The sequence below is a fragment of the Prosthecobacter debontii genome, assembly GCF_900167535.1.
GTDB classification, from domain to species: domain Bacteria; phylum Verrucomicrobiota; class Verrucomicrobiia; order Verrucomicrobiales; family Verrucomicrobiaceae; genus Prosthecobacter; species Prosthecobacter debontii.
The window spans coordinates 353,459-378,779 of the sequence record NZ_FUYE01000003.1 but is presented as its reverse complement, the minus strand read 5'-3'; the positions used below and the strand labels follow the sequence as shown (position 1 = coordinate 378,779).

The following is a 25,321-nucleotide window of genomic DNA, read 5'->3' as shown; positions in this document are numbered from 1 at the left end:
GCGGCTCTTGGTTTTGAATGACGAGGGCCGCAGCTCTCCCCTGCATTGTTTTATCTCAGAGTCCGATGGCTGAAACACCTTCATCTTCTGCCCCACCTCAGCTCGAAGCTGGCGCTTACGAAGTGATTCGTCAGCGGCTCGATAAACACGGGGCTGAGTTACAGCGGCGGCTGGAGTCGCTGAATGAAGACCGAAAGAAAGAATTCGGGGGTATCGATACGGCTTTGCTGGCAACGACAAGGCTCACGACGGATAACAACTGCGTGCCGCGGGACATGGTAGCCGTCGGTGCGAAACGCTTTTTGTTCGGCTACAATGTGCATCTGGGTTTGCGCGCGCAAATGCACATTGAAGATGTGTTTTCGGTTTATGATTATCAAACCGACGATCACAGTTTCCATCCGAATAAGGACAGCTTACTGAGTGACAAGGCTTTTGCGGAAGACTTCGATTATCTCTATCGCTACTACAAGAACGCCTCCTTCCTGAAGTTTCACCGGGTCGGACCGCATCTTTACATGGGGATGCAGGTGGGACGTGGGGCGACGGAGATCAAAGCCTTCAAGTGGCTGGTCAATGACGAGGCGGGGACGTTGCAGTACCTGGGCAATCGTTTTGATCACGAGTTCGTTTTCCCAACGCATCAAGAATTTGAGTGGAAACGAGCCCGGCGTGAGATGTATCGGCATGGCCTGCACCCGCACATCAGCATTGAGGATCGCGTCTTCGTGGAAACCATCGGGGGTGATTTGACGGTTAAGGTGGAGAACAACACCGAGACGGGTCGTGGCATCTACAGTGAGCCTGTGGACAATGCCGATCAGACCCTGGATGACGCCGAAGTTCACTACGCCATTCTCGGCAATCTGGTGCTGATGAAGGTGCTGCCTTATCAAGAGAAGACTTGGAGGTATCTGGTCTTCAATGAACGCACGCGGGAGGCGCATCGTGTGGATAGCATTGCCGAGTCATGCGTTCTTCTGCCTGACGATCACGGACTCATTTTCCCTCACGGTTATGTTTTACAGACGGGAGAGTTGAAGCGTTTCGATACCGGGCTGCCGCCCATGCGTTTCGAGCGGCGTGTGACGGCTGCCAATGGGGAGGATACCTTGTTTGTCTTCGGCCACGTGGAGAGTGGTTCTTATTTGTTGCTGAGCTACAACCTGATTACTCAGTCCGTAGCGACACCGATCATCTGTCAGGGCTACAGTCTTTTCCCTTCAGGTGAGTTGATTCTTTTTCAGGGAGACGAAGAGCCTCGTAAACATCATGTGGTGCAGGCGTGGCGCACCCCTTTTGTGACGGCTGACCTGGATGGACATGCGCAGAGCCAGAGCTTTCTCGGGAAGATCGGCAACGCAGAGATTGTGCGCTGCATGGCAGAGTGCCGAGGCATTCTCACTTTATTGGCCAAAGACGACTCCTTCTCGGGCCTCTATGTTGAACTCGCTCGGGCCTCTGGCGATATTGCAGACTCTTACTTTTGGATTGACCGAGAGGAGAGCCACAAGCTGAAGGAGACATTGATCGAGGTGAAAGGGGCTGCAGAGGCCGCCCTCGGTGAGTTTGAGAAAGTGCGCCGGATGCGCAAGGCCGCTCAAGAGCAGACCGAGGCTCTGCGTGATAAGACTCAAAAGCTGCTGAGTGCGGCAAATGGAACCGAACCGAGTGATATCCTTGGCTATGTGAATCTTTTGGCGAGCCTGCGTGAATCTCGGGGTCAGATCATCGCCTTGAGAGATGTGCGCTACGTGGATCTGGATGAGCTGACGAAGCTGGAGAGCGGAGTCGCTGAATCCAGTGACAAACTCTCCGAGAAATGTGTGGCATTTCTTTTGAAGCCGGAAGCCCTGGACCCTTATCGTCAGCAGATCACCGAGCAGCAAGCCCGAGTGCCTAGCTTGTCTAAAGTGACGGAAGCGGCCGAAGTGGAAGAGGCCCTGGTGAAATCCAGCGGTGAACTCGAGATGCTGACTGGGATTGTCAGCGGACTGAAAATCAAAGACGCCACCGAGACCACACGCATCATCGAGGCTATCTCGACCCTGTTCGCACAACTGAATCAGGTGCGTTCAGTCCTGCGTAACCGGCGCAATGATTTAGCCAAATCAGAAGGCGCGGCTCAGTTCCAAGCCCAGCTCAGCTTGCTGAATCAGAGTGTCCTGAACTACTTGGAGGTCGCTACGACCCCGGAGAAGTGTGACGAATCCCTTACCCGGGTCATGGTGCAGATTGAAGAACTGGAAAGCCGCTTTTCCGAGTTCGATGACTACGCCGTCGAGTTAACCTCGAAACGTGAAGAGATTCATGCGGCCTTTGAGGGTCGCCGTCAGTCACTCGTTGATGCACGCAATCGCCGTTGTCAGTCTTTAGGACAATCGGCGGAACGAATTTTGACCAGCGTCCGCAATCGGCTCGCGGCCTTTGCGAAGCCCGAGGAAGTTCACTCCTGGTTAGCTGGAGATGCGATGGTCGGAAAACTGCGCGACCTGATCGAAGAGCTGCGCAAGCTGGGAGACAGCGTTCGTGCGGACGAACTGCAAACGAAGCTGAAGACTCTTCAGCAGGATTCGCTGAAACAGATCCGAGATAAGGCAGAGCTTTTCGTTGAGGGAGGAGATCTGATCCAACTGGGTAAGCACAAGTTCAGCGTCAATCGGCAACCGCTGGAGCTGACCATTCTCCCACGTGATGAGGGCCTTGCTTTCCATTTGACTGGCACGCGCTATTTTGAGCGACTGGATCATCCTGAGCTGATGCCTTTAAAACCCATCTGGGAACAGGCCGTGGTGTCTGAAAATGATCAAGTGTATCGAGCTGAATTCCTGGCTTGGAAGTTCATGCAAAGCGAGCTGGAGTTCAGCCCTCAGGCGGTGAGTGACTTCATGGCTCAGCGTTATCATGAAGGTTATACTAAAGGCGTTCATGATCATGATGCGGCCTTGATTTTGCAGCCCTTGCTTGAAATGAAGAAGGCTTTGGGGCTGCTGAGGCATTCTGCCTTGGTTCGAGGCCTGGCTGTCATGGTCTGGCATGCTTGGGAGGACTCTGCTGAAAAACAGGCTCTTCGAGTGCGCATGATGGCCAAAGGCAGGATGCGTGATTTGTTAGGTCATAGCGAAGTAGAAGTGGACTCCTCCTTGCTGGAGCATGTCTCCCGGGAGTGCCGCCGTGCGCCTGCTTGGCTCGGGGCGGAATCAACCGCGATCATCCGGGCGGTAGCCCTGTGTTTGGTGGATGAGTTGCAGCATCTTTCGGTCAAACATCCGGCCCTGCCTGTCACACGATCTGGGGAAGCTGTGGAGATGCTTAAAGGCTTCCGAAAAGAATTGACCGTGAGGCGTGGGATCAAGGATCTGGAAGAAAGTCTGGAAGCTTTATCCAATCAGCCATGGCTGGCATTCGAAATCGCGGTGGATTGGTTCCGTGCTTTGAATCCAAGCGCAAATGTAGGCATCTTGGCGGAAGCTGCGGCGCTGCTTGTGTTAAAGGATCAACCTCCTGCCACGTTACCTTCGGCTCCTGCAAGCCACATCACGTTGACGGAGTTGACTGGCTCCCACGCGCGCATTCAAGAAGGAGGCAGACTGAGTTTGGACTTCCATGAGTTCGTGGCCCGTTTGCAAGCCTATGAGTCCAAGGTCGTGCCAGATTACGAAAGATTTCAGACGCTCAAGCATGAGCTAACGACGCAGCGTCGTGATCAACTCCGTTTGGATCAATTCAAAGCCGGCGTCTTGAGTTCGTTCGTGCGTAATCGCCTCATCGATCAGGTTTATCTGCCGATCATCGGAGCCAATTTGGCCAAGCAGATTGGAGCGGTCGGGAATGATACTCGGACGGATCGCATGGGGTTGCTTCTGCTAATCTCTCCTCCGGGTTATGGTAAGACCACTCTCATGGAGTATGTGGCCAGTCGGTTGGGTATCACCTTGGTCAAAATCAATGGTCCCGCGATTGGACATCAGGTGACGTCGTTGGATCCTGCGGAAGCGCCGAATGCGAGTGCGCGGGATGAAGTCGAGAAGCTGAACTTGGCACTCGAGATGGGAGATAATGTGATGATTTATCTCGACGATATCCAGCATACCAATCCTGAGTTTCTGCAGAAGTTCATTTCCTTGTGTGACGGCACGCGAAAAATCGAAGGTGTGTTTCGAGGTCAAGCCAAGACCTATGATCTGCGCGGGCGCAAGGTTGCCGTGGTCATGGCAGGTAACCCCTACACCGAGGTCGGAGGCAAGTTTCAGGTGCCGGACATGCTGGCTAACCGTGCGGACACCTACAACCTCGGAGACATTCTGGGAGGTCATGAAGCCGCCTTCAAAGACAGCTACATCGAGAATTGTCTCACCAGCAATGCCTCTCTGGCACGAGTGGCAGCGCGCAGCCACCGTGATGCTCTAGCGACCTTAAAAATTGCCATGACCGGAAGCCGTGAGGGCATCGAGTTTGAAGGCAATCAAAGTGTGGAAGACATCAACGATTGTGTGACCGTAATGGAAAAACTGCTCAGGGTGAGAGAAGTCATCCTGCGCGTAAATCAGGAATACATCCGGAGCGCAGCCATGGAAGATGCCTATCGCACGGAACCGCCCTTCAAGCTGCAAGGAAGCTATCGCAACATGAATAAGATTGCGGAAAAGATTCAGCCTTTGATGACGGACGCCGAAGTGCAATCCATCATCGAAGACCACTACCGAGGCGAGTCTCAGACCCTTAGCAAGGCAGCGGAAGCAAACCTCCTGAAATGGCGTGAGATCAATGGGAAGGCTTCAGAAGCTGACCTGATTCGTTGGACGGAGATCAAGCGCACATTTGGCCGCAACCTGTTGGCTGGCGGCGCAGGAGAAAACGATCCGATCAGCCGCATCACCGGCCAAATGAATGCCTTCACGGCTGGCCTAGAGAAGATCGAACAAGCGGTAGCCAATCCCACCCTATCCGAGATCACGGTGGAGCGATTGCAGAAGATTATCGAAAGCCTGCGCGCAGTTCCTGTGCAGGTGGAGATCAAGGTCCAACCTGTCGAGAAAGAGGCAGAAGATGAACTGCCCGTCGCCGTGAAAGGGCAAGTCACGCAAAAGGAATAGAGGTCGATTTCACTTGATGACCTGGATGAGCTTTTGGAGCTCTGTCACCTGATTGCGTTGCGATTCGTCAAGGTTCGAAGGGGTGAGTTGGCTGAGTGCGCTGCTCGCTTGCGCTTTGTCGCTCATGCGGACAAGCACTTGGGCTTTCAGCAAGGTGACATAGTTCAGATTTCGACCCTGGAACGACCTCTCCAACGCTTCGATTAAAGTCAGGGTTTCCTTCAAGCGACCCCGGTCCACACCGCAGGAGACGAGTTGTAAAATTTTATCCATGTTGTTGGGTGTCGTCTGATAGATCGACTCCCCATGAGTCAAGGCTTCATCCACACTCAATAGCTTGTGTTTATGGATGATATTTACGAGCAGTTCGAAGGGGTTTGAGAAATGCTTGTCATGAAGAAGCTGCATGACCAGGTCGATGCGCTTTGCATCGCTGAGACGGTTCGGATCGCCAGAGGAACCGCAGATGGCAGCCGCTTTCTCTAAAATGAGGCTGTAGGACCGAAGACTTTCCTCAGCTTGAAGACGTTGGTCGATTGGAAGACGTGCTTTCCAAGCTGCTAATCCGTCGGGAGTCTGCGTGGCCATAATATAGGCTGCTCCGACGAGCTTCTCCGGGTAGAATCTCTTTCCAAAACGCGAAAGCGTCGTTTCGAAAATAGGCAACCAGATCTTAGCCTCTCTCGCTTGCCCCTGTTGCCAGAGCGTGGTGATTTGATCGGTGGCGTAGTGAGCGATGGTGCGCATCAGATAGTCGTCACTTGAGGAGGAACTGCGAGGAGTTTTAAAAGTGAGCTGCCAAGGGGTCGTGTTACCCTTCGCGGCTTGGATCACGATATACGTCGCATTGAGATAGGCCATCATGGCACGGTCTCCACCGCTCTGAAGTGGTGTGATTCGCTCGATCGAAAACCTGGAACTGTTTTCCATGAAGAAATCGGCGAGGTGAGTCATGGCCTGCTCTGGAGCGTAATTGGCTACTATGCTTGCCGCATGAAGTTGCACGCGATCATCAGAGAATGATGTGGAAACAACCTTGGAGGCCAGGCTTCCGATGCGTTGGTCTAGGGTCTCTTTTTCGCCAAAAGCCCGGAGGAGCTGAGGAGCTGGATCACTGGCTTGGAGGACAATCATCTCAGCCAACAAAGCAACACCAGCGTCTTTGCAGGCTGCTTTGAGGGCAGGGAGATGTTTGCGCAAGTCTGGGTGCCATGAGTAGATGCCAGATTGCCAGGAGGTCATCTCCAAGTGAAATCGTTGCAGTAACTCAGCCGCCTTTTCAGGATAGCCCGAGTAGGTGAGAACTGCGATGGTCGAGCGATTTTGTTGGAGGTGCTTGGCTTTGCCGAAGAGTATGTCGATCCATTCATCACGCTGCAATTGTCCAGCTAATTGCAGCATTGCAAAGAGGTGGGTGTCGTTGAGGCCGACGCTGAACTGAGCTGTCGATGAACTACTCGCCAACCGTTGACGTTTCATCCAACCTTCCCACAAGGATTCTGCGATTTTCCGAAATTCCGTCGTGACGGGGAGTCGAGCCATGCAGCGTATCACGGCTGCAATCGAAGTCATTCGCACCGAATGCATCTGAAGGTTTTCGTCGGCAATCAGCTTGGCTAGCGGCAGGACGAGATCTGCAGGAACCACCCAAGGATAATTCATGCAAAGATGATAACCGACGGCGATCCTAACCTGCGGAGAGAGCTTCTCATTGAAGATCGTCTGGCGATAGTGTGCCCACAGTTTCTTTTGGCTGTCGGTATGGGCAAGAATGCAGGTGCCATCGTCACCGACTCCATCCGGGTGGGATTCTAAATACAACTTGGCGGCGCAGTGGAATTCTTGAGCCAGTGCCTTGAGCGAATGTTCCGCAGGGAGCTTAAGAGCCCAATCACTGGCGAGTCGAACGTCAGACCCTGTCATGCGCAGAATCATCTGATGGAAAGCGAGGCCTAATAAGGCAACAGGCTGATCTTCCGTTTTTTGAGCTAACTCATTCAATGTCTGCTCCAGCGCATGAGCAGGGTCTGCTAAGCCCAAGTGCTGACGCCATTTTTGGAAGAGTGTGAACCCCCAGCCATAGTCTCCATGCCATCCTGTATGGACTAGTTGCCCTGTTTGATCTTCATTGAGGACTTTGAGACCGAAAGCCAGTGTCGTGAAATCTGTGGATGTCAACCACCTGAGAAAAAAGGTGCTTTTCAGCGATAGCCCCTCTGACGAACGAAACAGATTCCAACCACCTTGGGTGTCTTGATTGACAATGATGCTCGTGGCTTGATGGAATAGGCCGACAGCGCGCTCGGCGTTTCCGGCTTGCAGAGTTTCAAGGATCTGTCGTTTGCATGCCTCAGCGAAACGGCTTTCGCTCATTTTGAAGTCTGAAAACGCCTTAGCTTTGAGGATGTCCTCAGCGAATTGCCGCTTCTCTTCTTCTCGAATGTCGAGGATCGGTTGTAATTGTTTTTGAGTCTCGGCTGGCAGTGACTTGGTTTTATCTAAAGACGGCCACTGATTCTGGATCGAAGCCACAAGGGTGCGCTGAATCTCCACCGGCATTTTCTGAAAATCAGCACCATGTTGGATGGCAAACTGATTGAGCGCTTTGTCTCGGTCACCGGCTAAAAAAGTCTGGATGAGGTCGGATCCGAATGAAGCATGTTTTCTTCGTTGCAGCGCTTCCTGAACTGGTTTGGCAAAGCTTAGCTTGATCAGTCGTTCGGAAAGGTAATGCAAGAGACTCACATCTCCCGGTAGGCCTAAGCCAACGAGGGGATTGAAATCCGCAGCATCGTTGAATAGGCCGCAACGAGTCAATGCATCTTCGGCCAGTCGAGGATCCATGCCTGCGGTAGAAAAGTAATGGATGCAGCTCGCGTTTTGCTGCCAGTCTTTGTTTTGGTGCAGGTCTCGTGCAAGAGCTTCACGGGACATCAGCGGCCATAAGCCAGGATCCCTCTTGAGGCTTGCCAGAAAATAAGCAGACTCAGTGTATGCAGGGTTCGGAGTGCCCGAGTTTCTTCGGTCTGCAAGATCGAAATGAGATAGCAGATGTTGAATCACTTGATCCGCACCCGCCGGATCGCACTGGACGATTTTGACCAGGATGGCAGCAAGCTGATCACGGTCTGAATAACTCTGCTGGAGCGTGCCATAATCTTGAATGGCGAGAAGCGTTTCCTTGGCATCCTTAGCCTGTTGCCGTTGATGGGCTAACAAGGGTTGTAGCGAGGGTCGGTCTTGAAGGTAAATCGCGAGTGGGGAGAGTAGGGACTCGATCACGGGGGTGACCTCTTGCCGTTTTTCGACAGAGAGCTGGCTGATTGCTTTTTCATATTTGGAGAGCAGATCTAGGAGATCGTTCTTGGATTTCTGCTGGATCACCCATAAAAACAGATCCCGACCAAAAGTTTCAGGCTGTTGCTCAAGCCATTCTTCCACTTCGGGGAGTGAGGCGTTTCCATTTCTAACTCCGTGTGTCACATAGCTGAAACAAGAGCCTCGTGGATCGTTTTTGATGGGGTAGGAACGGAAGGTTTCAAGATCTGCGATGAATGACGAGTGTTTCAGGAGTTCAATCATCTCCAGGCCACTCAAGAGACCATTGTTGTAGCCGATGTTTTGTGCTACTTGACGTATCCAATCCTCCTCATCGAGAATACCTTCGTTTTCAGCTCTTTGGAGAGCTAGAGTGAAGGTCTGGGGAATGCCGGCGCATTGAGCCAGCCACTGTCCCAGCGCACTCGTGGCCAGACGAGAAGAACTGTTTTGCTGACGATCTGCGGAAGAGATGAGCAGGGTGATTTTCCCAAAAAGCACTGAGCTTCGTTCAGGGTGGACTTTCGATACGCGCCGGAGGAGAGACGCTAACTCGTCCACGCTTCCTAAACTGCGACCTGCGTCCTGTAGGGATGGAGCGTTCAATAATCGATCAATCGTTGCTTCGTCGGCCTGATCTCGCGCTTGGTAGAGAAAAGCTAGAGAGGTTTTCAGCCTGTCCTCGAGCTGTGCTGGAACGTTATACTTGCGGTCTTTGGCGATGAAGGTGGCCAATAAGCTGTTGGCTTCTGCCGGGGCAAGTTTGGGGAAGTCGTCGGCTCGTTTAAGGATGAAGGATTCGAGTTCAATAGGCAGGCCCGTCATCAGTGCCAAAGTCAAATCTTCTCCGAATGTCCGAGGTTGCCGTTGATGCAGATCCGCCATCAATTTCTCACTGGATGCGATACCTTGATTATTTTTCAGCCTGGACAAGATACTCGCAAGAAGGCTGCCCTCATACCGATCATTCAAGGCGATCGAACTGAAATCTTCGGCTTCAGCCACGAATGGCGTGCCTTTGAAGAGCGTGAGTGCATAGTCAGGTCTTTGCAAAAGATCACTCCGAGTCATGGCACTTCTGTACTGATCAATCCATTCAGGAGGAAAGTTTTCGGCGCGTGCAATGTCCAAGACGCCTTTCATCAAGGCAGGAACCCGCCCCATGTCCGTTATCAATCGGTAAATCGGGCTTGATGAGACGGAGCTTGCTTGGAGTTGCTCTCGGCTACCCTTGAGCAAGGTCACGGCATGCTTTAGAAGTTGGAGTGCTTTCTCTGGATGCTGGCTGGAAACGTCGTCAATGACCGCCACAAGGGAGGATTGGAAGTCATAATTTTCAATCGCTAGAGCATCCCATGTTTTTGCGGCTAGGACTGTATCGGCCATTTGGTTGGATTGAGCCCTTTCGGCCTCTTTGATTGGGCTGAGTGTGGCTTGAGCTTCAGCGGAAAGACTCCATGGGAAGCCGGGTAAACGCTGTTTGAGAAAAGCGCTGAATTCGCAACGAGCCGTTTCGCTCATTTCGGGTAACTCAGGACCCCGCTTTTTGAAGAAGTCATTGATCGCCGAGAGTCGCTTTTCACTGTCCGGCTGAAGCACAGCCATCAGAAACTCCGCACCAAACTCTAAAGGCTGACGCTTTGCCAGAGACTCGATCAAGGAAGACGAGGAATCCGAGCGAAATGCGGCTAAGTAACTTTTCAAAAAGCTCTCCTGTTGACGAGTGGGGGATTTCCAGGTCCGGAATGACTTGGCTGGAGCCAGGAAATTGAGCGCTTCCATGACTTGAAGCAGTTCCGGAAGCGAGCTCTGGGCTACGTTGGAACTGGTCAAGGCATAGCTGATCTGTTCGGAGACATACGGTTTTTCAAGCAACCCGTCATCTTTGATCAAACTGAGCGCCAAGAAACGAGGTTGTTTTTCCATCATCTCACGAAGCAAAGCTAGGTAGGCATTCACTTTCATCAATGCTTCATCATTGCTATACCCCATCCATAGGTGGTTACCCCGGTTTTGCGACATCTGACGTTGGACAAATGCGTCCACAGTTTTCGTCCGCTCTTCTGGGCTATTGCCAAGCCACTCTGAACGCACTTGTTGGATGAAGGTGCGTGCATCTTGGTCCCGTCCAGCTAGAGTCAAGATATTCAGGTAGCTTTGAAGCTCACTGCTAGGCGTGCTGAAACTGGCTTCCCGTATCCGCTCGAGATAAATTTCATGAATGGGCGTCTGAAGCTTCCGGTGAGACCAAATGCGGGCTATTTCTTGACCGCTACCTGGATCGGCTCCCGTTGACTGGCTTTGAAGCCAATCGCGAGCAGCTTTGAGAAACTCGGACTCAGGGCATAGGTAAAGGCGAGCGTAGGCACGGGCTTGTTGTTCGGCGAAATCACCGTAGGCTTTTTTCAAGAGAGGCATTACTGTGTTTTCGAGGGGGGCCAGTTGCCCCCTTTCAGCATAGAGTCGAACCAAGATGTCCTCGGGTTGGGGAGCTGTGATTTGATCTCCTTGGGTGATGAAGCGGTTGTGAGAGCGGCCTAACCAATGGCGCATAGCGGGCGTGTAACGTAGGGCGAGAGCCTGACGGTCCAGCACTTCCAGGGCAACGGGTTCGAGTGTCTGCATGGGCTGACCCTCTTTTAGCGCCAATCCGGCATAGGGGGCAAAGCCGCTCATGCACAGCATCGGTACCTTCATGAGTGCCAGACAGAACTCTTTGTAGGCTGCGCGAAGTTGCTCCCGAGCGTGCACGGCATCCTCCGTCAAAGATTCTGACAGGGACGACTCATAAAGGCTTGGAAAGCGGAGGGGATCGTATTCACCTTGCTGAATTTGATAAGGCATCTGAGCCAAGATACCCGCCAACATGGGATCCATGCGCCTTTTCGAGTCCGCCTTTTGGGAGACGTAGGCGGTGAGTAGGCGGATAGTGGCGAGTCTCTTCGCAAAGGTCCTGCCTTGACCGGAGCCCGAGCTGATATCGTTGCTCAATCTCTGTAAAATCTGGCGTAACTCGAAGGATGGTATGGCGCTCAGGTGCGTCAGCGCTTCACGGGGTGCGGATTCTGAAGTTAAGATGGCCAATCGGGCGCGGACATCCCATGCTCGAGGTGCTAACGAAAGAGCCGCCGAGTAGGACTGGATCGCTGCGTCTGTTTGGCCGAACAGCTCGAAGAAAGCTCCACGTTCTTGCAGTTCCTTGCCGTTGGATTTCGGTTCGTTTTGCAGTTGTTCCAAAAAGCGCGCGGTGACTTGCTGCTTATCCAGCGTGCGTCTCAATTCCTCCGCCAGGCTGGGCGCGTTGCCCGAATAGGGGCTCAACCAGGATTGACCGATGGCTTTAACGGAGCGACGGAATTCCCTGAAAGCGGCTGCATGATTCTCTTTCGATAGGAGTTTGACCAGTGTCGGGGAGGCTGATCGCTGTGCCTGGGAGAATTGGCGTGAATAAGGATTTACTCCCCTTGTGCGTTGTCGAGCAGATGTCGATCTCTGGGGGGCTTGTCGGAGATCTTCCGCTTCATCTTGGAGGTCAAGGCCTGCTGCGAGGGCAATCAATGTGTCTCGTTGGGGGCTTGCTGAATAGTTGGCTTTAGCCCGCCTGAAAGCATCTCGGACAATGCGTTGTTCATCGCTGGAAAGTGTTCTATGGTTCTGCCCCGCCATGAAGATGGCGTTATCTATCATCTTCTGGACATGTGCCGGCGGGTGTCGTCGAGACGCTTCGCCGAGCCATGCGAGAGTTTGGTGCCACTCTTTAAGTTGTTGAGCTACCCATGCGGCGAATATCCAGTGATCGGCACTCAGTGTGGAGTCCGTCAGTGTTTTCTGAAGAGACTCAATGATGAGTTTGGGTTCGGTATTCAACCTCAGTTGGATCAGTGTTCTTAAACCTGGAGTGGTTAGACCATCGAGCACCTTCTGAAGACCCGCTTGAACCTCGGGAGAATTTTTTTCTAAGGTGCCTCGAAAAGGGTGGTAGCTGTTGCGGGCGTAGCCGAGTTGAAGAATAATGTTGGCGAGATTTGGCGAGACATCCGTTTGGCTCCAGATGGGCTGTAGAAAATTCGGCTGTAAGTAGGCTTGACCGTAAGCACTGGATTGCAGCATTAGATGCGCAGAGTTTTGAAGCTGCCGACTGTTTTCCTGTTCTAGTAGAGAGGGGAGTTCATTCCAGCGATTCACCAATCCCAGGTGCAAAATCAACGAGTAGGCACTCCAGAAAGATTGTGGCGAGACCGGTTCATCGAGAAGATCTTTGGACCACTTGATTGCGAGTGTGGTGATGCGATCCAAGAGAGGGTGGAGCTTTGCGTTCTTTTGACGCTGACTATGGACGATCAGAGCGCTCAAGACATTGTTCACTAAGACGGCGTCTGCCTTGGGTATGGACTCGGCGATCCTGAGTCCCTCTTGGACAAGTTGGGCAGCGTTGTCGTCTTCGAATCGAAGAGCGGCCATCGCTGCTTGCACTGCCAGACGAGGGTAGCGATCCTTGAACAAAGACATGCAACGTTTCAGTCCTGGGACTACATCCCCTTCAAACTGATTGATGTTCATGAGCCAGATGGCATGGAGTGCCGCATGGTCAGGATAAGCAGCCAAGAGGTCTGGCGGAATACCTATGGCACCCTCAAACATGGGAATCTCCAGGAGTAGGGAGCTGTCTCGGATGCCAGCGGTCTCTAAACGACGGGCCAGAGCGGCCTTTTCATCTGCATTCATTCCCTGGCCGATCTCCACCAAGTGATAGAGAGCCATGGCGGAAAGATTCGTCACATTCGTTGGCTGCAGGACCCACCCATTAGTGAGTGCGGATTGTCCTCCTGGTGCCACTGTCGAAAAGGTCGATGGAGGATAGCCTCTTTGTTTCTGATGGTGTTGATAGGCTAATTGCGCGACTTGAGGGAGCTTTGACCATTCAGACGTGCCTTCAGGTAGATCGGGTATTTCTCCACTGTAGGTTTGCCATTGAGCGTTCGAGTTAGCTTGCGCAGAGATCATCGATGGAATCTCCTCATGCATGCCAAGCATATGAATGAAGGCCGTAATCGCTTTGGTTTGCTGGCCATCCTCCTCCAGGGCGACGGCGTGGAGATAATGCAGTCGATAGTCATTCGGAAAGCGCTCGAGCAGGGGCGTCAGAAAAGAGATCGTGAGATCCCATCGACCGTTGGCGGCTAAAGTATCAGCCGTTTTTTCGATGACTCGTGCATCCGCCTGATCGGTGTTCATGAGTTCGAACATGAGCTGGTAACCGGCTTCCTCATCGCCAGTCTCAATCAAGAGCGATGCCATCTTGCTCTTGGTGGCATTCGTACTGTCCAGAGAAGCTGCAGCTTGAAGTGTGCGCAGAGCTTCGGGATACAGGCCGCTTTCCTCCTCGATACGGGCAATCTCGGTTAGCAGGGGGAGATCTTTGGGCCTCAGACGAGAAGCTTCATAAAGGCAACGGCGACGCTCTTCATCATTATTCGTCGCCGCATGAATGGCCGCTAAGGCCATCCATGGCAGAGCGCTCGCTCGGTTTTGCCGCTGGCGTTTCTGAAACTCCTCGAGAAGACGAGGCAGGCCTCCGGTGACCGAAGACATCTGTGCGAGCGGATACAAGAGGCGGAGGCGAGCAATGGGGTCTTCCGTTTGCTCATAGAGGGCCATGTAGGCGCTGTAGGCTTCTTGGGTTTTCCCGCCATTAGCCAGTTCGTTGGCTAGAGCCTCCATCACCTCGAGGTTGTCACTGAACTTGCGCGAGGCGGTGCGGAGAACGTCCAAAGCGGCATTCTGGTTGGCTTGCTCCATCAGGATGCCGGCTTCTTCGAGCCAGGGTTGCACGGCTCCTGGGGATAGCTTTTTCCAGTCGGCGATGGCCACCATGGCTTGGTCATAGCTCTGAGAGAGACGGCATAGTTTGACCATTTGTCGAGTGTGATCACTCGTTAGGCCGGTGGGGAGTCGCATGACTTCGGCTAAAGTCTCTTGGGCTCGGGTAAAGTCTTGGCGCATTTCTAGGAGCCGGACCTTCTGAAGGCCGAGCGCGAGCGAGTCGCTGGGGGACGCCTGAGGCATTTCCAGGGCTGCCAGAGCCGCGTCCTCCTGTCCGGCCTCATCGAGAAGTTGAGAGAGCAGACAACGGTAAGGTAGCGTCAAACGATCCGTATGAGTTTGCAGTTCGGAGATGGTTTTCTCAGAGGCGTGAGCATCACGGATCGCTTGAGCTGCTTGCCGGACCGACTCTTGAAGAGGTGCGGCATCTGGACCGAGGTCTAGTCGGGCTCGATGGAGTCGAACTGCCTGATCAGGCTTTTTGTTAGCGAAAGCAAGCTGAGCCAGCAAGGTGAGGAAACGAGGCTCTTGAGCGAAGGCTTGTTCTTTCTCGCTGAGGATTTTTTCTGCCTCCACGGTAAGTCCATGGGATAGCAGGGCCTGCCCGATACGAAGCAGGTCTTCCACTTGACCGTTTTTGGCAAGCTCCGTCCAGACTTTCAATGCAGCAGGATGATCTTTGGCGCGATGAAGATAGTGAGCCAGAGCCTCCTGGGCTGAGATGCTTTCGGGATACGCGGAAGCGAGGGTTTCATAGGCTTTCCGAGTGGCTTCAGGCAATTGCCAAGCTTCTAACAGCCGAGCCACCCGCAGTTGATCCGTTTCAGGAGTCTTCCCATTGACCTGGCTCTTTCCCAGATAGGCGTCGAGAGTGGCTTGAGCGGCTGCATCGTTGTCTTTTTGGCGATGTTGTAGTCCAGCCAGCCGGATCAAAAGTTCCTTATCTTCGGGGTATTGGCTGACGATAATCTGAGCTTGTTCAGCAGCTTCGGGGATAAGCTCCATCTGCTCAAGAAGAGCGATGTAATCTTCCTGAAGGTTACGCTTGCCAGGATTACGAGCCAGCAAGTCGCGAAAGATTTTTGCGGCCTCAGTGGCTTCCCCGAGTTCAGCCAAGGCATTGGCATAGGCCTTGCCCACTTGAGAACGTTGTGGGTGGGTTTGGCTCAGGGCTTCCAAACGAGTTTTGAGTCCTTCGAGATCATCTTCACGACGAAACATTTGATCCAGGCGTGCCAGTACATCAGCTTCGACCCATGAGTCCTGCCCACTTTGAGCCAAGCAGGTTTCCAGAACTTTCAGAGACTCGTCTCGCTTTTCGGCTCGGAGAAGGAGATCGGCCCAGCGCAGTTGGCGCGTCAGTTTTTCCGAGGCATTGCGAGTGAGTTCGACCAGGTGCTGGGCCTCGCTGGAGGCTTCGGAGTAAAGACCCTCCTCGGCCATGAGTTCGATCACATCTTCAGTGAGGTCGAGGTCGTCAGGGTGCTGTTTGGTGAGTTCTATCCATGTTTGTAATGCCTCGGTTGTGCGATTGAGCCGGAGTAAAAACTTGCCTTGTTCACGTGCGATCTCGACCCGAAGGAGGTCTTTCGGACCGGCCTCCATCGCTTGTTTTAAGCTCTGTAACGCGGCGTCGAAGTCGAGAGCTCGGGCTTGCAGTTGGCTTTTTTCGAACCAGGCCTCAGCATCCATGGGAGAGAGTTTGATCGCTGTCTCCAAGGAAAGGAGAGCGTCGGCGTCCTGCCCGCGTCGCGACTGTAGAAGGGCAAGTAAACGGTGGTCTGAAGCCGAGGCATCAGAGCGTGCCGCTTGGTTTTTGAGAAACTCGAGCAGGGAATCTGCAGAGGCGGATTCTAACCAAGTATCATGGAAACGATCAAAGAGAGTGCCAGCCTGGGGCCGCCGTTTCAAAAGGTCATGATAACGTTTAGCCTCGGCGGGTATCTCTGGCGCTTGACCGTTAAGAGTGCTGGTGACGAGCCATGAGAGAAAAACAAGTCGTCGGTACATAGCTTCGTTTTAGGTGAAATTGAGGGGAAACTTCAAGCACCAAGCGTGTCATCGCTGAAGATGAACATTTGACAAAGACCGATGTCATAGACGTAATTGCTCTGGAATGCGCTCAAACGTCACCCGCTTTACTTTTGTCTGCCTCGCGCTGCTGGCGCTGGGTTGGGCTCAAGTCTTCGGGATGAATCGAGGATTCATTTGTGATTGTGGGGGTGAGGTTGAGATCACGGTATTCGACCACTGCCATGGCCCACATGGAACGACCTGCCATCTCGGGTTGTCATCCGCGCATGATCAGGAGGATCATCCTGAGAGCGATGATTCCCAGGAACATCAGCCTTACAAGGAGTCGGTGCAGGCTCAGAAGCAGTTGGGTCAGGTCGCTCACGTGGTGATCCCGGCCTTGGTCGTTGTGGCCTTGCTTGAGCCCCTGACTCCGCAGCTTTCACTGAGTGAGGATCGGGCCTCCGAGTACATTCCGCCGCGTGAAGATGGCGGTGTGGGTCGAAGTTGGCCGCAGGTGCTGACACGCACCATTGCGTTGGTGATTTGAGACAGGTGAAACACTGCCGTCCACGATGATGGCGGTGCTGGTATGCTTACGCATCAAAGCACGGATTTTCTGTGTTCGACCTTTTCATTTGTTTCGCTGTTTATGTCACGTTTATTCATCTTCCTTTTGTTATTTTCAGGGGCTGCGTCTGCCCCGGCTCTCACGCTTAATCTGGAGAGTATCCCACGACGCGTGAAGTCCCACCATCCCAGCCTCAAAGCCGCTCGTTTGGCGGTGGATGAGGCTAAGGGACGCCAGCTTGGCGCGGGACGCCTGTCGAATCCCACAGCGGGACTCGAAGCTCAGTATGAAAGTCGAGTCAGTCCTGGCTCAGTGACTTTTTCGATTGATCAAAACTTTCCCCTCACGCGTCGGCTCCGGCTGGAGAAGCAGTTAACTTCGCAGCTGGTCATGGCCGCTGAATATGAGGTGATGGAGGTGCAGCGTCGGCTGATTGGCGAAGCTCTAGAGCTTGGGGTCAAGCTCTTGGCTCTGGATAAACAACGAGCCCTCCGGGAGCAACAAACGGCTCTCGCACGCAAGCTCTCAGAATTTGCGGCCACTCGTGCTGAGGCTGGGGAGTTGTCTGCCCTGGACGCGGTGCAGGCCCAGGTGGATGCCCAGCGTTTACTCTCGGATAGCCGCCGTATCGAAGCGGAGTCGGTGAGTCTGAAAGGCAGGCTCAAAGCGATGTTAGGCCTAGCGGTGGAGGAGTCGCTGACTCTGCAAGGAAACTTGCCTCCGCTGACCTTTCCAGCTCAGGCTTCCTGGCAAAAGCGCTCCGACTATCAGCTGGCCCAAACCAAGGTCGTGGCGGCCCAAACGGATGCGGATCTCGCTCATGCTAAGCGATGGCAGGATCTGAGCGTGGGCGTCTTTGCCGCTCGTGAGAAACAGGACGCCGAGCATACCGGCTACGCGGGCATTCGTTTCTCCCTGCCGCTACCGTTCTGGAATCGTAACCAGGGTGAGATTGCCGAAAAAAGGGCAAGTGTGGAGCGGGCGCAGTTGGAGTCGAAAGCGCTGGCTTCACAGATCAGCCACGAGGCCCAAACGGCACATCAGGAGATGGAAGCCAATGCGACGCTCGTGCGAGACACGCGGGATAAGCTGCTACCCTTGATGAAAACGCAGACCGATCGGCTCGAGAAAGCCTATGAAGCCGGTCAGACGGATCTGCTCACGATCTTGCGTGCACGTGATCAGCGCCTCGAACTCGAGGCCGCGTTGCTCGACGCCATCCGTGATTTCCACCTCGCGCGCATCCGTTACGAAGCCGCGGTGGGCAAAGCTTACTGATTTTCCCAAACCTCTCGTTTATGACTTACTATTTGATCAAACTCTTCCTCAGCGCGGGCGTCATCGTCACCGTGACCGAAATCGCCAAACGCAACAATGCGGCCGCTAGCATCATCCATTCGCTGCCGTTGACCTCTTTGCTGGCCTTCATCTGGCTTTATGTCGAGACCAAGGACTCTGGGCTGATTGGCCGACATGCCTTTGGCACCTTCTGGTTCGTTCTGCCAACCTTGCCGATGTTCTTGGTGATGCCCTGGCTGATCAAGAAGCTCGGTGGATTCTGGCCTGCCTTCGGGGTGGGAATCGTCGGAACGGTCCTCCTCTATCTTCTCACCATGCGCCTGCTGAAGATGGCTGGCGTGGAACTTTAATTGACGCCTGAACTCATGAAAAATTGGCTACTTTTATTATGCATCGTGTCAGTTTTGGGATGCGTGTCTTATGCTGAGGAGGCGCGTGTCATTCTGGATGAAAATAGTGTCAAGAACTTGCATCTGGAAACCGCAGAGACTGAGGAAACCACCTTTGAGGAAACGATTTTCGCTCTTGGGCATCTGGACATCTTGCCAGGCCGCAAGGCTGTGGTGAGCAGCCGTATTGCGGGCCGTGCTTTCAGTGTGTTAGCTCTGCCCGATCAACAGGTGGATGAGGGAGATGAACTCGTTTGGGTGGAAAGCCGCCAGCCTGGCGATCCACCACCGACGATCATGCTGCCCGCGCCAATGAGTGGGCTGATCGCCAAGGTGGACATCGCACAGGGCCAACCTATTTCACCAGAGCAGGCCCTGATTGAAATTGTGGATCTGACACAGCTCGAAGCCTCGGCTCAAGTGCCGGAACATCTGGCGGGAAGGCTTCAGAAAGGTCAGACGGCACGCATTCGTCTGCCAGGTTTTCCAGGGAAGGTCATTGAAGCTAAGCTCGCGCACATGGGAGCTTATGCCGATGAGAAGAGCGGCACGGTGGAAGCTGCCTTTCACATTCCCAATGATGATCAACTCAGTCTGCGTCCTGGCATGCGAGCTGAGTTCAGCATCGTGACGGCAAGTCGAGAAAATGTACCGGTGGTTCCGAAGGCTGCCCTGCAAGGGGAAGGGGGAAATCGGTTTGTCTTTGTCAAAGATTTCGAGCTGCCGAATGCCTTTGTCAAAGCTGCTGTCGTGATTGGCGAGTCTAACGACAAGTATGTGGAAGTGGTTAGCGGTTTGCTGCCAGGGGATGAAGTTGTCAGCGAAGGGGCCTATGCACTGTCTTTTGCGGGTGGAGGCACCACCAGTCTGAAAGAAGCACTGGATGCCGCACACGGTCATGAGCACAATGCCGATGGCTCTGAAAAGAAGGATGCCAAAGGTGGTGAGGATGACCACGATCATGAGCATGAAGGTGAAGGTAAAGTCACAGCCAACGGATGGACCGAGCTGACGACGCTTTTTGCGCTCAGCACGGGTATCCTGCTTGTGCTGCTAGCTTTGGTTTCTTGGAAACGCAACCCCTCACGTGACTAACCCATGCTCAATCGTCTCATTCTTGGGTCCCTGCATCACAGGGCCATCATCATTGGTGTGGCATTGCTGGTGTTGGTCATGGGGGCACGCACGGTCACCCAGCTTCCTGTTGAGGTGCTACCGGATCTTACCAAACCAACGGTGACCATCCTCACCGAGGCCCCGGGCCTCGCTCCTGAGGAGGTAGAAGCTTTGGTCACCCAACCTATCGAAAGTGCGGTTATGGGAGTGGCTGGCTTGACTCGTCTGCGCAGTACTTCGGACATTTCCTTGTCTTTGGTCTTTGCCGAGTTTGCTTGGGGCACGGATATCTATCGGGCGCGTCAGTTTGTACAGGAGCGTCTCGCAGGAGCCCGTGGAAGCCTGCCTCCCGACGTTCAGCCATTTCTGACTCCTGTGGCGTCATTGATGGGAGAAATCCTGCTGGTCGGCGTCAGTAGCCCAGATGGCAAAGTGCCAGCGATGGAAGTTCGTAGTCTTGCTGATTGGACCATCCGACGGCGGTTGCAGGCTATCCCGGGTGTGGCTGAGGTGCTGAATATGGGCGGTGGTGTGAAGCAGGTGCAGATCCAGCCTGAACCCATGAAGATGCAAGCCCTCAATGTCACCTTTGAGGATCTGGAACGAGCTGCGCGTGAATCTGCCACGAACACTACGGGAGGATTTCTCGAAGCGGGAACGCGTGAAATTATGGTGCGAAATCTGGCGATGACGGTCAATCTGGACGACTTCTCACGCACGGTGATTCGTCATGATGATGATCGCATTGTAACCATCGGTGACGTGGCCAAAGTGGATTGGGGAGTGGAACCGATGCGTGGGGATGCCAGTGTCAATGGTAAGCGTGGTGTGATCATGAGTGTCACTAAGGCTCCGGGATTTGATTCGCTGACCTTGACTCGCCAGATCGAAAAAGCCTTGGAGGATCTCAAACTAACGTTGCCGGAGGGTGTGGAAACGCGCGTGCTCTTTCGACAAGGAGATTTTATCGAGCATGCCATCGGCAATCTTCAAGAAGCCATTCGAGACGGAGCGATCATGGTGGTGGTGGTCATCTTCCTCTTTTTGCTGAATGCGCGCACCACGTTCATCACTCTAATGGCTATGCCCTTGTCGTTTGCTATCACAGTGCTGGTGTTTCAGCTTTTTGGGATCAGTGTCAATAGTATGACGCTGGGGGGGCTGGCGGTGGCTATAGGCATGGTCGTGGATGATGCGATTGTGGATGTGGAAAATGTCTGGCGACGTCTGCGGGAGAGCAGTGCTACCACTATGACAGAGCGTGTGCAGGTGATTGCTCAAGCCTCAGGGGAGGTGCGGAACTCAATCCTCTATGCGACCGTGTTGATCATCCTGGTGTTTCTTCCTTTGTTAGGCCTGACGGGTGTTGAAGGAAGGCTTTTTGGCCCGATTGCACTCGCGACCATCATTTCCATGCTGGCCTCGTTTGTGGTGTCCCTCACGGTGATTCCGGTGCTCTGCTCATTGCTTTTAAAGACGAAACCGGGAGCGCATCATGACGGGCGGTTTACGCGTGCCTTCAAGTGGCTGCTGAAAAATACCATCCTGCGGTTCAGCCTCAGTCAGCCTTATTTAGTGTTGGGCATCACCATGGTATTATTGCTCGCTGCGGGGACGCTTTATCCTCGCATGGGCAAAGATTTCTTGCCCGCATTTCAGGAGGAAACGGCGTTGGTCTCTATGACGACGGCTCCTGGTACTTCCTTGGATGAAACGAATCGTTTAGCGGATATCGTGGAGTCTTTGATTTCGGAAATCCCGGAAGTCAGACAAGTCGGCCGACGGTTAGGACGTGCTGAGCGCGGCGATCACGTCGTGCCTGTGAGTACAGCGGAGTTCGATATCGATTTCCGAAGTGCAGACGGAGGTGGGCGTAGCCGCAGCGAAATCTTGGAGGATATTCGTTCTTGCATCCGCAACGTTCCCGGGACCTTCAGTGTGCTTACAGGGCCGTTGGCAGATCGTATCGGGCACATGTTGAGTGGCGTTTCCGCCCCTGTGGCGATCAAGATTTTTGGGCCTGATTTGGAGAAGCTGCGTAGCCTGGGCGAACAGGTTCAAGGCCAAGCCAAAAAGATTCCTGGATTTCAAGATGCTAAGCTCGACCAACAGTCGCTGATCCCGCAACTTCGAATCGAGGCCGACCGTGAGCGTGCTGCGGCCTACGGAGTAACTCCGGGGCGGTTGAATGAAGTTTTGTCCGCTCTGATCGGTGGTCAAAATGTGGGCGAATTGCGGGAAGGTCAGCGTTCGGTGGGACTTGCCATCCGCTTGCCAGAATCCTTGCGCAATTCACCCGAAAAGATTGCGGAACTCCCGATTGAAACCGTCCGCGGGCAGCGGGTGCCCCTGCGACTGGTGGCAAAGGTGCGTGAAGCCAAGGGGCCGAATGCCATCCAGCGTGAAGGCACCCAACGTCGTTTCGTGATCAGCATCAAACCCACCGCACGAGATGTTGGTGTGCTCGTTACTCAGCTCCAGCAAAAGGTGACTGAAAACGTCAAGCTGCCTGAAGGTTACTACATCAGTTATGAGGGGGAGTTCCAGGCACAACAGGAGGCGACGACTCGCATCGTGCTCCTGTTTACAGTCGTGGTCGTCGTTATTGTCATGCTGCTGTGGGGGTATTTCCGCAGCCTCATGCTGGCTCTCCAGGTCATGCTAAATCTACCTCTGGCCTTGATGGGCAGTCTGGTCCTCACTTGGTTGCTGGTGAATAACATCAGCATTGCCACGTTGGTAGGCTTCATTGCGGTCGGTGGAGTGGCTGCGCGCAACGGTATTATGATGCTCAGTCATTACCTTCATCTGATGAAACATGAGGGCGAAGGTTTCAGCCGTGCCATGATCGAGCGAGGCACGCTGGAGCGTTTGGTTCCGGTGACCATGACGGCATTGAGCGCGGGTATCGCCCTGATCCCGCTTGTGTTGGCTGCCGGTGAACCTGGTAAAGAGATCTTACATCCGGTGGCGGTGTGTATCGTCGGCGGTCTGGTCAGCAGCACCTTGTTAGACTTTGCCGTCACACCCGCTGTATTCTCCGTCTTTGGCCGCAAGGCCGCTGAATCTGCTGTGAGGAATCAGGCCCCTGCAGCGCATTAAAAATGGCCTGAATAACCCAAGTGTTCCATCCATCCAACCCAAACCTAATCCATGAAAACCAAACTGATTACGTCACTCTTCCTTATCGCAACCACAAGTTTGCTGCTGGCCCACGGAGGCGTCGAACTCGGGCCTAATAAAGGCCGTATTCTCGAGTTCAGCAAAAACGAAACCATGCACGGTGAGGTCACTGTCAAAGACGGTAAGTTCCACATTGCCTTGCTGGATAAAGACATGAAGCCTGTGGCCGTGGATAAACAGAGCTTGGTCGCCCTGACAGGTGATCGCGATAAGCCCACCAAGCTTGAGGTTTCCAAAGATGCCCAAGGCTTCACCGTGCCGCTTGTCGCCGAAGGCCAGTGGCTCATCGTCCAGTACAAAGACACCGCGGATAGCAAGTCCATCACGGCTCGCATGCACTATGAAACCGAGACCTGCAGCGGTTGCGGCAAGGCCGAGTGGGTGTGCGAGTGCAAGAAGGCTGAGTGACCGTGTCGCTTCTGGTCTGGGGCGCGATGATCACGCGCTCCAGACTGGCTAGCTTCGAATGTTATTGCTTATGAGTGCCGAAACCCATTCCCATCCTGAGGCTAAGCAAGCGTGCGGAGGTTGCGAGCACGGGCATGATGAAACTTCATTGCCGAGGAATTTCCTGGTAGCTGCGTCAGGAGTGCTTCTCGCCTTGGGGCTACTGCTCCAATGGCTGCAGGCTCAGAGCTTCACGCTCACGCTACTTTGCTTTGCCTCGGCCACGGGTGTGGGGGCATTGTTGGTTGTACCTCCGGCGTGGAAGGCGCTGACTCATGGGCGTCTGGATATGAATGTGCTGATGACGGTGGCTGTGAGTGGCGCTTGGATGGTGGGTGAAGGTGCTGAAGGTGCGGCGGTGGTATTCCTCTTTGCGCTGTCAGAGTTGCTGGAGTCCTGGAGCGTCGGCCGTGCGCGCCGAGCCATCGCGTCTTTGCTCAAGCTAGCACCCGAAGTTGCTTATGTCCGGCAGGCGGATGGCAGCTATAAAGAAATGCCTGTCGGCAAGGTCGAGGCAGGCATCGAAATTCAAGTTCGTAGTGGAGACCGCATTCCTCTCGATGGGGAGATCGTTAGCGGCGCATCCTCCGTCAACCAAGCTCCGATTACAGGCGAGTCTATGCCGGTGGAAAAAAAGCCGGGAGATCATGTTTACGCAGGCACGATCAATGGAGAAGGCACCTTGAAAATCCGTGTCACCAAACGGGTGAATGACTCGATGTTGGCGCGTATTACTCGACTCGTTGAGGAGGCTGAAGGGCAAAAGGCACCTGCTCAGCGTTTTGTGGATCGTTTTGCTGGTGTCTATACACCTACCGTTTTTGTGGTTGCATTGTTGGTTGCGCTGATTCCGCCGTTGGTCGTTTCAGGCGATTGGATGCAGTGGGGATATCGTTCCTTGGTGTTTCTGGTCATTGCTTGTCCCTGTGCCTTGGTCATTGCCACTCCGGTGTCGATCGTTTCAGGGCTGACGGCTCTCGCTCGGCGTGGTGTGTTAGTCAAAGGCGGTGCCTATTTGGAGGTCCTGGGCAGGTTGCGTGCTTTGGCGGTGGATAAGACAGGAACCATCACCCAGGGGCGGCCGCGTGTAACGGGTATTTTTCCTCAATCGGACCTCACAGAAAATGACGTCTTGGCACGGGCTGCTGCCGTGGATGCGACTTCCTCCCATCCTTTAGCTCAGGCAGTCATCAACGAGGCAAGGGAGCGAAAATTGTCGTGGCCTGAAGCGGAGCACAGTCAATCTGTCACCGGACGTGGGATGCGAGCGACTTTGGAAGGGCATCCCCACTTTGCAGGAAATCACGCGATGGCTCACGAAATGGGAGTGTGTAGCCCAGACATCGAATCCAAGTTACATGAGATTGAAGAGCGTGGTGAATCCCTGGTCATTGTCGGCCACGCTCCACATGACGACTGTCCCGGAGCGGTGTTAGGCATTCTGAGCATCGGAGATCCATTGCGACCCGAAGCTCCATCAGCGCTCCAGCGGTTGCATAAGGCGGGAGTGGAGAAGGTGGTCATGCTCAGTGGCGACAACCAGATAACAGCGAGCGCGATCGCTAAGCAGGCGGGTATCGATGAAGCATATGGAGACCTGATGCCGGATGATAAGATCACCCACATTCGTCGGCTGAAGGAACGTTATGAACATGTGGGCATGATCGGCGATGGGATCAATGACGCGCCTGCTCTCGCTTTGGCCAGTGTAGGCATCGCAATGGGAACCATCGGCAGCGACACCGCCATTGAGACAGCCGACGTGGCTTTGATGAAGGATGACTTGATTCGGGTATCGGATGCTATCTTGTTGGGGCGCCGCACGTTGAAGATCATTCAATTTAACGTTGGGTTTGCGCTTTCCGTGAAAGCGCTCTTTCTCATCCTAGCCTTCACCGGACATACGAGTCTTTGGCTGGCTATTCTTGCCGACACGGGGGCCACTCTGTTGGTCATTTTGAATGCGTTGCGCCTCCTCAAAGACTCGGGAAGCCTGAGGCGCTGGAGCCAAGCGCGAATCTGAAATTTGATTTCCCAATCGGGACTTAAAACATGCCTGATTGTTA

9 protein-coding genes are annotated in these 25,321 nt (G+C 53.8%); 8 read left to right on the top strand and 1 reads right to left on the bottom strand.

The window, feature by feature from the left end:
- The first annotated feature begins 65 nt into the window (after positions 1-65).
- The gene (locus B5D61_RS06345; RefSeq protein ID WP_217698927.1) at positions 66-5,096 is read left to right on the top strand and encodes a DNA repair ATPase; all 5,031 of its coding nucleotides are present in this window, start codon (positions 66-68) and stop codon (positions 5,094-5,096) included.
- A 9-nt stretch (positions 5,097-5,105) separates the two neighbouring features.
- Here B5D61_RS06345 and B5D61_RS06340 read toward each other — a convergent pair whose 3' ends face one another.
- Positions 5,106-16,247 carry a tetratricopeptide repeat protein gene (locus tag B5D61_RS06340; RefSeq protein ID WP_078812476.1) on the bottom strand — a complete coding sequence of 3,714 codons (11,142 nt, stop codon included), beginning with the start codon at positions 16,245-16,247 and terminating at the stop codon, positions 5,106-5,108.
- Between the two features lie 106 nt (positions 16,248-16,353).
- Between B5D61_RS06340 and B5D61_RS06335 the strand changes: the two genes are divergently transcribed.
- The 7 genes from B5D61_RS06335 (at position 16,354) to B5D61_RS06305 (ending at position 25,278) form a co-directional block, all read left to right on the top strand.
- The gene (locus tag B5D61_RS06335) at positions 16,354-16,800 is read left to right on the top strand and encodes a hypothetical protein (RefSeq protein WP_078812475.1); all 447 of its coding nucleotides are present in this window, start codon (positions 16,354-16,356) and stop codon (positions 16,798-16,800) included.
- A 102-nt stretch (positions 16,801-16,902) separates the two neighbouring features.
- On the top strand, positions 16,903-18,099 hold the full coding sequence (locus B5D61_RS06330) for a TolC family protein (RefSeq protein ID WP_176159256.1): 1,197 nt from the start codon (positions 16,903-16,905) through the stop codon (positions 18,097-18,099).
- A gap of 20 nt (positions 18,100-18,119) precedes the next feature.
- Positions 18,120-18,470: a DUF3147 family protein gene (locus B5D61_RS06325; RefSeq protein ID WP_078812473.1), complete on the top strand. Its 351-nt coding sequence runs from the start codon at positions 18,120-18,122 to the stop codon at positions 18,468-18,470.
- Positions 18,471-18,485: 15 nt separating this feature from the next.
- A complete protein-coding gene (locus tag B5D61_RS06320) occupies positions 18,486-19,604 on the top strand; it encodes an efflux RND transporter periplasmic adaptor subunit (protein ID WP_139373100.1) in 1,119 nt (372 codons plus the stop codon).
- A 3-nt stretch (positions 19,605-19,607) separates the two neighbouring features.
- The gene (locus B5D61_RS06315; RefSeq protein ID WP_078812471.1) at positions 19,608-22,727 is read left to right on the top strand and encodes an efflux RND transporter permease subunit; all 3,120 of its coding nucleotides are present in this window, start codon (positions 19,608-19,610) and stop codon (positions 22,725-22,727) included.
- Between the two features lie 51 nt (positions 22,728-22,778).
- Positions 22,779-23,216: a hypothetical protein gene (locus B5D61_RS06310; RefSeq protein ID WP_078812470.1), complete on the top strand. Its 438-nt coding sequence runs from the start codon at positions 22,779-22,781 to the stop codon at positions 23,214-23,216.
- A 70-nt stretch (positions 23,217-23,286) separates the two neighbouring features.
- Positions 23,287-25,278 carry a heavy metal translocating P-type ATPase gene (locus tag B5D61_RS06305; RefSeq protein WP_176159255.1) on the top strand — a complete coding sequence of 664 codons (1,992 nt, stop codon included), beginning with the start codon at positions 23,287-23,289 and terminating at the stop codon, positions 25,276-25,278.
- Positions 25,279-25,321 lie beyond the last annotated feature (43 nt).